The organism is Halorientalis sp., assembly GCF_028275115.1.
Classification (GTDB): domain Archaea; phylum Halobacteriota; class Halobacteria; order Halobacteriales; family Haloarculaceae; genus Halorientalis.
The window spans coordinates 1-9,249 of sequence record NZ_JAQCNH010000035.1 but is presented as its reverse complement, the minus strand read 5'-3'; the positions used below and the strand labels follow the sequence as shown (position 1 = coordinate 9,249).

The 9,249-nt window shown below is 62.3% G+C and carries 8 protein-coding genes; all 8 read left to right on the top strand.

The window, feature by feature from the left end:
- On the top strand, positions 1-825 hold an 825-nt coding region (gene cas6 / locus Q0964_RS05880; protein ID WP_349254436.1), incomplete at its 5' end, for a CRISPR system precrRNA processing endoribonuclease RAMP protein Cas6.
- 25 nt (positions 826-850) lie between these two features.
- Positions 851-3,436, top strand: a complete 2,586-nt coding sequence (cas10d, locus tag Q0964_RS05875) for a type I-D CRISPR-associated protein Cas10d/Csc3 (protein WP_299264678.1) — start codon at positions 851-853, stop codon at positions 3,434-3,436.
- Positions 3,433-3,906, top strand: coding sequence for a type I-D CRISPR-associated protein Cas10d/Csc3 (cas10d, locus tag Q0964_RS05870; protein ID WP_299264677.1), 474 nt, complete (start codon positions 3,433-3,435; stop codon positions 3,904-3,906). Before cas10d (Q0964_RS05875) ends, cas10d (Q0964_RS05870) begins: the two co-directional genes overlap by 4 nt.
- Before the next feature lie 18 nt (positions 3,907-3,924).
- Positions 3,925-4,908 carry a type I-D CRISPR-associated protein Cas7/Csc2 gene (cas7d, locus tag Q0964_RS05865; RefSeq protein WP_299264675.1) on the top strand — a complete coding sequence of 328 codons (984 nt, stop codon included), beginning with the start codon at positions 3,925-3,927 and terminating at the stop codon, positions 4,906-4,908.
- Positions 4,909-4,912: 4 nt separating this feature from the next.
- Entirely contained in the window at positions 4,913-5,635 is a 723-nt protein-coding gene (gene cas5d, locus Q0964_RS05860; protein ID WP_299264673.1) for a type I-D CRISPR-associated protein Cas5/Csc1, read from the top strand.
- Positions 5,632-7,800, top strand: coding sequence for a type I-D CRISPR-associated helicase Cas3' (gene cas3, locus Q0964_RS05855; RefSeq protein ID WP_299264671.1), 2,169 nt, complete (start codon positions 5,632-5,634; stop codon positions 7,798-7,800). The genes cas5d and cas3 overlap by 4 nt, the downstream gene beginning before the upstream one ends.
- The gene (cas4, locus tag Q0964_RS05850; RefSeq protein ID WP_299264669.1) at positions 7,797-8,432 is read left to right on the top strand and encodes a CRISPR-associated protein Cas4; all 636 of its coding nucleotides are present in this window, start codon (positions 7,797-7,799) and stop codon (positions 8,430-8,432) included. Before cas3 ends, cas4 begins: the two co-directional genes overlap by 4 nt.
- A gap of 14 nt (positions 8,433-8,446) precedes the next feature.
- Positions 8,447-9,249 (top strand): CRISPR-associated endonuclease Cas1 (gene cas1, locus Q0964_RS05845; RefSeq protein ID WP_414652135.1); only part of this gene is annotated, 803 nt, incomplete at its 3' end.

Below are 9,249 nucleotides of genomic sequence, written 5' to 3'. Positions count from 1 at the left end.
ATACTCTCACCAGCAGACCGTGTTCCGGTTCCAAAGTCGAACGGGTACCGGGTATACGCGGCGCTTTTGAAAGCGCTCGACGATGTGGACGAGGCCGTTAGTGAGCGCGTCCACGACACTGAGTTCGGGAGCATCCACCAGAGTGGACTGCGTGGTCGGTTCGGTCGGTGTGACCGACAAAACCACCGGACGCTGCTGCCCGGCGAGACGTACACGCTCATACTCGGTGTCCCGGACCCGGCAGACGACGACGTGTTTGAGGCACTCGTCCGCGCTCTTGTCTTCGACGGTGATCGGATCGAGCTCCCCGACGGACCGGTGTTCGTCGACTCCTTCGAGAGCGAACGGACGGATCGCCAGGAACTCCTCGGTCGTGCCGCCGATCTCGACGATCCATCGTTGACGCTCACGTTCCACACGCCGACGTGTATCGAGGAGCAGGGCTCGGTGACGGCGATGTTCCCGCACCGCGGGCTGGTGTTCGCTGACTCGTTAGCACCGAAGTGGCAGCGCACTCTCCCCACTGACGCCGACCACCGTGCGTTGGACCTCGCACGCCCGACGGTCGAGGAGAGCGTGATCACGAAGCCCGAGGAGTCCACCTACGACACCCACAGTGTGTTGACGAATCGCGTCCGCGACGGCGATCGCCCTCGAGCGATCCTCAAGCAGGGATTCACCGGCACGTACACTTACGAGTTCAAGCAGGCCAGCGAGAGCGTCGAGAACGCGGTCACGGCGCTCGCGCTGTTCGCGGAGTACTCCGGCATCGGGAGCGCCGTTGCTCGGGGGTGTGGGAATGTGAGTGTGGAGGTATCGACGTGAGAGCCAGGAACGCGTCAGAAGACAGATGACAGAAGACTACACACAACAGCGTCTCGGTGATGACCCGACGACAGAGACGACACCGACCGCAGAGGCCGAGGACGACGAGCTGAGTTTCGGTAAACACCTCGACGTGGATGTCCCGGGAGTCGGCGACGCGACGGACACCGGTGAGTCCGGCTCCGACGACACGCTCGAAGAGCGAGTCCTGGCAGCGTACTACGAAGCGGTCGATCCACACCTCATCGACGCTGGCTGGGGCTTCGAGCCGGCAAAGAGCGTTGAGTTCGGTTACACAGATCAGTCACTTCTGAACCACGTCCGCAACGGCGTCGCCGCGCTCGCACGCGTGAACGAACTAATCGACGAAGTCGGGGGTGTTCCACGCGACGAGGCGGAGCTGCGGGCGGCCGTCGCGTTGTACGTGATCCACGATCTCCACAAACTCGACGCCGAACGTGACGGCGACCCGCGACGGCGGTTCGACATCCCCGAGTCCGAGGTGGAGTCGTACGTCGAGCAGTTCGGTCTGCTTGACTGGGCGGATGAACTGTCGCTGGCCGACTTCGCATCGTGTGCCGTGGACCACCACGACGACTGGACTGCCAACCACGAAACGTCGACACGTCGGTTCAACGAGCACCGTCCGTCGGTCAGGCTCGCGGACGCGCTCGCCTCCAGTGACCGTCCAGAGGGAGCAGCCGAACCGAAAGTCGAGGACGCGGTCGCAGCCGCGTATCCGAACGCTGCCGGGTCGTTCTCACTCAGACACCACCGCCTCGATACCGTGACCGGTGTGTTGACGAATCTCCTGAACGCCGCCGTCGCGGACACGCTCGGCTCTCAGTTCCACCGGCTGTTGCTGTATCAGGACGGGGTTGTCTACCTCACGCCTGCAGACGCCGAGCCACCGACGACGGGTGAGGCGTTTCTCGACGAGGTGTTCGAGCAACTCCGGAGTAACGTCCGCAGTTCTCACGAGGCGTATCAGGACGAGGGACAACTCGTCGACAACCTCGGTGTTGAGTCACAGGGATTCTACAGTATCAACGATCAGGACTTCTTCTACGCCGGTCCTGAGACGGTTCTGGAAGCTGTGGCACTGAAGGCAGCAACTGACGCCGATCCGGATTCGGACCCGACAGACGCCATGACCGACACGATGGCCGATTTAGAGTCGCACCTCCCGTTCGACATCACACGAACCCGCGAACCAGTCGGACTCGCTCGACTCGCCTACACAATCAAGCGCTCCTTCATCGATCCAGTACTCGATACGAGCGGCGATAGCCAATCGTCCCTTCGGGCAACGTGTGGGCTCTTCAACGTTGATGAAGCGACGACATCGGGGATCGAGACAGCAGACGAAGAACTCCCCTTGAGGGCCGGCGGGAAGTGGGACCACGCCTACGGAATCGGGCAGTCACTGCTCGACCGCGGACTGACGGAGTACAGTGATCTCGCTACACTCGTGATCGAGGGTCTAGACGACCTCAACCCTGAGTGGCGGACGATAGTCTCCAAGGGACAGACAGGGAACCTCCGGACAGAGCTGTCTGCGTTCCTGGTTGAGACCGTGACGCTCGACGGTCGGCGTGTCGGTGGGTCCGAGGATCGGCTCACCGACCCGTTCACCGAGTACGGCGGCTCGCGTCGCGGGAAGACGTGTGACCTGTGTAACCGGGGGACGACAGGGACGAAAGGCGACATGAAGTCGTCCAAGTCGCTCACGACACTCCAATCCGGGTACTCGAACCACGTCGCAGTAGACGCCGGGAAGCCAGAGAAGCTCCTCGTGTGCTATCCGTGTCAGGTGGAGCTTTCACTCCGAGAAGCCGGTGCAGAGCGTCGGGAGGGTGGTCGACTTTACTACCACCTCGTCCCCGACTACTTTTACACACCGGCGTCATGGCGCGATTACGCGACGTTCGCCGACAACTTCGGTCCGGACGCGAAGACCGAACTCGGCGGGCTCGCCGAAGCGGTCCTCCACGTTGGCGAGGGTGGGATTGACCCGAGTTCCCACCCCGGACGCGACGCTGAGACCGTTCTGAGCGACTACGTCGGTGGGCTCTTGAATCCGGAACATGGTGGGTCGATGGTCGAAACGCTCGACAGAGGATTCGACCACGCGAGCGGGTTCGGGACCCAGACATTCGCGTATTTCAAACCGACCGACAACGACACCGAGTTCCAGTTCTTCGGCACCTTCCTCGGGCTGGCCCTAGCAAGCTACACCGGACTCCGAGTGGTCGTCTCGGAGTCGCCAATCCCAGACATTAGGGGGCGCGACTTCCAGCAGACGGCACGGATCGGCGCGGGATTCAGTCAGGTTCATGACTTCTACGGAGTAGAGATCCCTCTGTCGGCGTTGCGTGACCGACTCAACGCCGCCGCGGCGCTGATCCGACTCGGCTACGGGAACGAACGCGAGGACGCACTGTTCGCCAAGTACCTCCGTGCGACTCGGAACAAGCCGCTACCAGGGTCGTACCTTCTCAAACGGATCGCGCAGGCCGATGACGGCGACAACGCCGGATTCCTGCTTGAGGAAGCGCGGATCCTCGACGAGGCGTGTGGCGACCCGACGACCGACACTCGACACAAATGACACGAGAGACACACGACACGATCTCGACGCTCGCCGAGCGAGCGTTCGACGCGATCAGACCGGACCCGACGAACAGCAAACCGTACGCCATTGAACGCGTCTTCCGCGAAAGCGTGAAAGCGATCAAGGGGTTCGGGCCGCGTGAGCCGTCGCGACAGGACGCCGTGGACGCCGTCGCCGGCCGGATTGCCAAGCTCCCCAACCGGAGTGACCAGGTGTACCGCGTCGGAAGCGAAAAGAGTGAGAGCGGCGACCGCCTCGAAGAACGGATCGAAGCCTACGCCGAGTACTTCGTCGACGAGGTGTTCGTCGGACTGTTCGACGGGAAGCCGGCGCGGCTGAAGCGTCGGGAAAACGGTCTCGCCGACGGGTTCTACGCGGCGACACGCCGGCTCCAGCGGGCGACGTTCGGTAACGACGGAGACGGCGACAGCGCTGACGAAGAAACGGACGCACTGCACGACGAGTAATTACGACGGAGACACACAATGCTCGATCACGACACATACCCCGAACTCGCAGACGGAACCGTTCCGACAGACCAGATGACCCTACGTCCGCAGAACAACTACACGAACGTCCTCGTGTTGCGTGAGCTCCAGAGCCATGCCGTGTTCACCACCAACGGGCAGGACGCCGATCTGGCGAACGTCGCGGTGGGCGACGAACGGTCGGAGTACTCGCCGGGACTGATGTTCATGCGGAAACAGACCGGCAGCGACCGTCGGTTTGGAAAAGCCCTCCAACGGCAGCTGGGATTGTTCGGCGAGGAAGAAGATGAGTGTACGATGCAGGTCAACGAGATGTGTCAAGACTGCCCAGAGTGCATCCTCTACGGGAGCGCCGCCGGCGACGATGCAATCTCGATCACCTCTCGTGTCCGGTACGACACGGCGTACAGTCTCCGGGACGCGACGGTAATCGTCGACGAGAAGTTCCAGAACGCACCGGGCGGCGACTACGCGAAAGGTCCAGAGGCGACCATCCGCGAACCAGACTTCTTCGAGCCGGGAACGCTGTTCCCGTGTGTCGTCACACTCCAGGACGCGACACCCGCTGAACTCGCCTTCGTCTTGAGGATCACACGGAAGAACAAACGCTACGGTGCAGCCACCTCGCGACTCGGTCGGACGAAGAACCATGTGCTGGGTATGTACACCGGCAGCGAAGAGGGGGCGGCGAACCTCGAACTCACACGTGACGCGATCCGAGCGCTCCGTGACGACGAGCACACGGCCTACGAGACGACCCGCGACGTGACGAGTGCCGAGAACGTGGATCCGTCACTCGCTGCCGAACACGTGAAAGACGCGTTCGAGTCTCGTATCGAGAGCGACGGTCTTGATCTCACACGTGTCTCGACGGAGACAGTCGACGATCTGATCGACACGGCGACCGGTGACGCGTTCGGCGAGGTGCTGGCGACACAGCGTGAACGGTCACGCGAGTTCCTCGCCGAGGTGACGGACTGAGACCATGGAGGTGTTAGAGGCGACGATTCGGGTCCGTGGCGAGGTGACGTTCACCTCCCGCGAGGTCGGGCGGCTTACGGACACGGAGCCGTACGTCCTGAACACGGCGCTGTACTACGCGCTCGGGCTTGCCAGCGGCCGGTATCTCGACACGAGCTACGAGCCAACGTACCTCGCGGATACCGAACACGTTGCGCCGGATCTGTACGTCTCCCCTGCGGCCCCGGTTCGTGGAACTGCGCCGCAGTACACGACAACCACGTACAACGCGAGCCGCGACGAGTACGTCGTCGTCAACTACTCGGCACAGGATGACCCGTACGAGGGTCAGAACCTCCCGACGTTCGGCCGTCGACGGTCGCTCACACAAGGGACGGCGCTCCGTGCATACGTCTTGACCCGCGAACAGTCTGCGTCGGCAGTCGCCGACCGCCTTCCAACGTACGTCCGACTGGGAAAGAAACGCGGGAAGGTCCGAGTTGATCTGACGGAACGGCCGGTTCGTCTTGAGGACGGCCCCTACCGTCTCGGACACCCAATCGGCGTCGACGATCATACCGATGTCCCCGTCGGGAACGTCGCCACGAAGTCGATGCAACCCACGCCGCTAATCATGTCGGGCGACTACGACGGAGAGTACCTGCGTATCGACCGCAGCGACGCTCCTCGGGGTCCCGAAACGATTGAACTTCCGCGTGGACTCGTCTTCCTGGGTGAGCGCCGGTGACCGGGGAGTGGCTCGGTGAGCTCACCCTTGAGGGGGTTGCACTCCGGCAGCACGCCCACCCGTATCCGTTCGAGTACGACCCTTACGATCATCAACTCCGACTGTCGGAGTTGGTTGGTGACGATGCCGGGTTCGTCGCAGTTGACGACAGTCCGACTGGTGGCGGAAAGACCTCGGCGTGGCTGGCACCCGCACTCGACGAACAGTTGGACACGATTGCCATCTACCCCACGAATGCACTCGTTGTCGACCAAGCGGACCAGGTGCAGCGGGCTGCAGAGGCGACCGATCACGACATCGCCGTGTTGACGATCACCTCCGAACACGTGGCACGGCACCGGGCCGAGATGGCTCGTAATGTCCGATCGAACGCAGAGGTGATCGACCACCTGTACAGAAGCGAACGACGGGCAAACGACCAGGTGCTCCTTCTCACGAACCCGGACAGCTTCGTGATGATGGCTCGGGGTCTGTACGGGCGAGAGAGCCGGGTCTACCGCCAAATTCCGTTCGCGGTCGTCGACGAGTTCCACCAGGCCGGACGAAAAGAGCAAAACACACTCCGGTACCTCTTAGACGAGTTGTGGGAGTGGCCGGACGAAGAGGTAGCGTTAAATCGAATCGCGTTCCTGAGTGCCACCCCGGATGATCGACAGGAGGGATTGTTCGCCGACGCGATGGCTGCACCGTACCACCGCGTCACGGCAGGAGTGACCGACGAGCGCCGACCTTTTTTCACTGACCCTGGAGACGAGTGGCACCCCGTCATGCCGCCTATCAAGTTGGACGTACGAACGGCACCAACGTTCGGAACGGCCGACGTGCTCTTGGACGACGATCGAGCGGACCTGCTGTCGTTCTGTGCGGGTGACCGAACGGCTCGCGACGGCCACGACAAAGTCGCGATCGTGCTCGACGGTGTTCACGAAGTCCAGCGGGTCCACGAGTACCTCGCTGACGAGTTGGACTGTCGTGTCGAACGGATCGATGGCTTCCGTGGCGAGGAGAAGGCACGGAAACTCTACGAGTTCGATGTCCTCGTGAGCAACGCGGCAGTCGAAGTCGGTGTCGACTTCGAAATCGACCGCTTGCTGTTCGCGGGCCACCAGAAGTCGAGTTTCCTGCAGCGACTCGGGCGACTCCGAAGTCGTCCAGACGTGTGTCGAGCTCGATGTTACGTTCCACGGAGTGTCGGAGCCTGTATTCTCAATCACGACGCTGTCGAGGGTGGGCCCGTCACCCGTCGTGAACTCGACGATGTCCTCGCGACCGCTTTTCCGGAACCACGGCGACCGGAGTCGTTCGACTGGCGGTACTCCGGTCCGGAGGCGGGTCACCACCTCGAAGATCGTGTCGAAAGTTCTCGTCCCGGGCGTCGAGAGGAAGTCTTTCACCGCGGACGGCGTCGGATCGACCGTCATTTCCTAGACCCGTTCGACGGCCTCACCGACGACGATCTTGAGCGAGCAGCCGACACCGTTGACTGGCAGACGCTCGAACAGCTTCAGTGGTATCGCGGCGATTCGATCCAGGCACTCGTCTACGACAGAACTGCTGGAGAGGAGGGAACTGTGCGGGCGTACGACATCATGTACCTCCTTCGGTACGGACGTGTTTCCTTCCACGGCCGCGAGACGTTCGAGCGGATTATTCCGGAAGCGGAACGGGCGACAGTCGACCGACTCGCACGGTACGTAGACGGCTTCTGTACCTTCGACGGAACCGTCGAGACGACCGCGGAAGGGTACGGTCGAAGCGTCTCATTTACCGGGCCGCGGTTAGGGAAACATCTGCGCGGTGGTGAGCGCACCCCAACGGTGTTCGGTGGGCTCAAGATCCGTGTCGACTCCGAGGCAGGGATGTCCGGCGTCAACGGCGTCGACCGGTTCAACGAACGGCTGAGCACTCGATCCAACCGACTCGGCCCGGCGGCTGGGATTCTCGGCCACGCCGTCCCGAAGCGCCCGACCGTGGTTCAGCAGCAGTACGGGCTTGACGACTTCTTCTTTCTCTACCCGGTCGTGGTGCAGGAGGGGTCGGCATGCTTGGCCCTCGGGACAGACGCGCTGTATCTTCACTGTCACGAACGGGAGGCTGACAAAGAACGGATCAGTGACGGTGACGACCTGATCGGCGGGGTCGGAGACGGTGGTGACTGGCTGTGACGAGCTCGAACTTCCGAGATGAACTCGTCCACGTCAGTGCGCTCAACGAGTTTGTCTACTGTCCACGACGGTTCTACTACCAGAGGTACCACGACGAAATCGGGACACCGTACGAACTCGTCGACGGCCGGTCGAAACACGAGGAGCAATCCCGCCGCGGCGGCTGGGTCCGTGAGCGGTACTTCCGGTCGGACGAGCTCGGGCTCCACGGAAAACTCGACCTGATCGAGAACGACGGCGACGTGCTCACACCAGTCGAACGGAAGCGGGCCGAGAGCGAGACGTACTTTCCCAGTGACGAGGTCCAACTCGCGGGCTACTGTATGCTGCTGGAGACGGTGACCGGTGACCCAGTAAACCTCGGGTACATCTACCTCTACTCGACAGACGAACGACACGCCGTTCGGATCACCGACGACCACCGTGAGACGGTTCGCGAGATTGTCCGGCAGATCCAGGCGATGTCGGTCGAGACGATCCCCCCGCTCACGGACACCCCCAGCAAGTGCGAGGCGTGTTCGGCCCGGACGTACTGCATGCCCGAAGAGACGGCACGACTCGAACCGAAGCGCGCACGGGGAACCGGGTGGGAAGACCCCGACGCCGTCTCGCTTGGGGGTGACGACGTGTGAAGTCTCCAGAGGGGATGTTCGACGAGTCGGTCGTGTTCGTCACCACACAGGGTGCTCAGATCCGCACGAGCGAGGGGCGCGTCGTCGTCTGGGACATCGACGGCGACGACGACGAGCTCGCCACGTTCCCGATCGAAAAGCTAGACACGATCAACGTGTTCGGTGGCGTGAACTTCTCGACGCCGTTCGTCGCGGAGGCGAACGAACACGGAATCGTGCTGAACTACTTCACCCAGCATGGTGACTATCGAGGGAGCTTCGTCCCAGAACGCAACACCATCGCCGAGGTGCGTCGGGCACAGTATGCGTTGGGAGGCGACGGCGAACTGACGATCGCACGGGCGATGATCGCCGCGAAGATCCGCAACGCCCGGACGCTTCTCGCACGGAAGGGTGTCCACGGAACGGACGTACTCGACGATCTCCGGGACCGCGCACTCGACGCCGACAGCGAAGACGCACTCAGGGGGGCAGAGGGTGAGGCGGCCGAGCGTTACTTCGACCGTCTTGACGAGACGCTCGTCTCAGAGTGGAGCTTCGAGACCCGGAGTAAGCGCCCACCGGAAGATCACATCAATTCGCTGCTATCCCTGACCTATGTGATGGTGAAAAATGAGGTGTTGGCCGCACTGCGACAATACAACCTCGATCCGTTCCTCGGGGTACTACACGCTGATCGGCATGGACGACCTTCGCTTGCGCTGGATCTCCAAGAGGAGTTCCGGCCGATATTCTGTGACGCGTTCGTCACGCGGTTGGTCAACCGCGGGACGATTCAACATGACCAGTTCACCGTAGACAACCATCTCCGGGACGA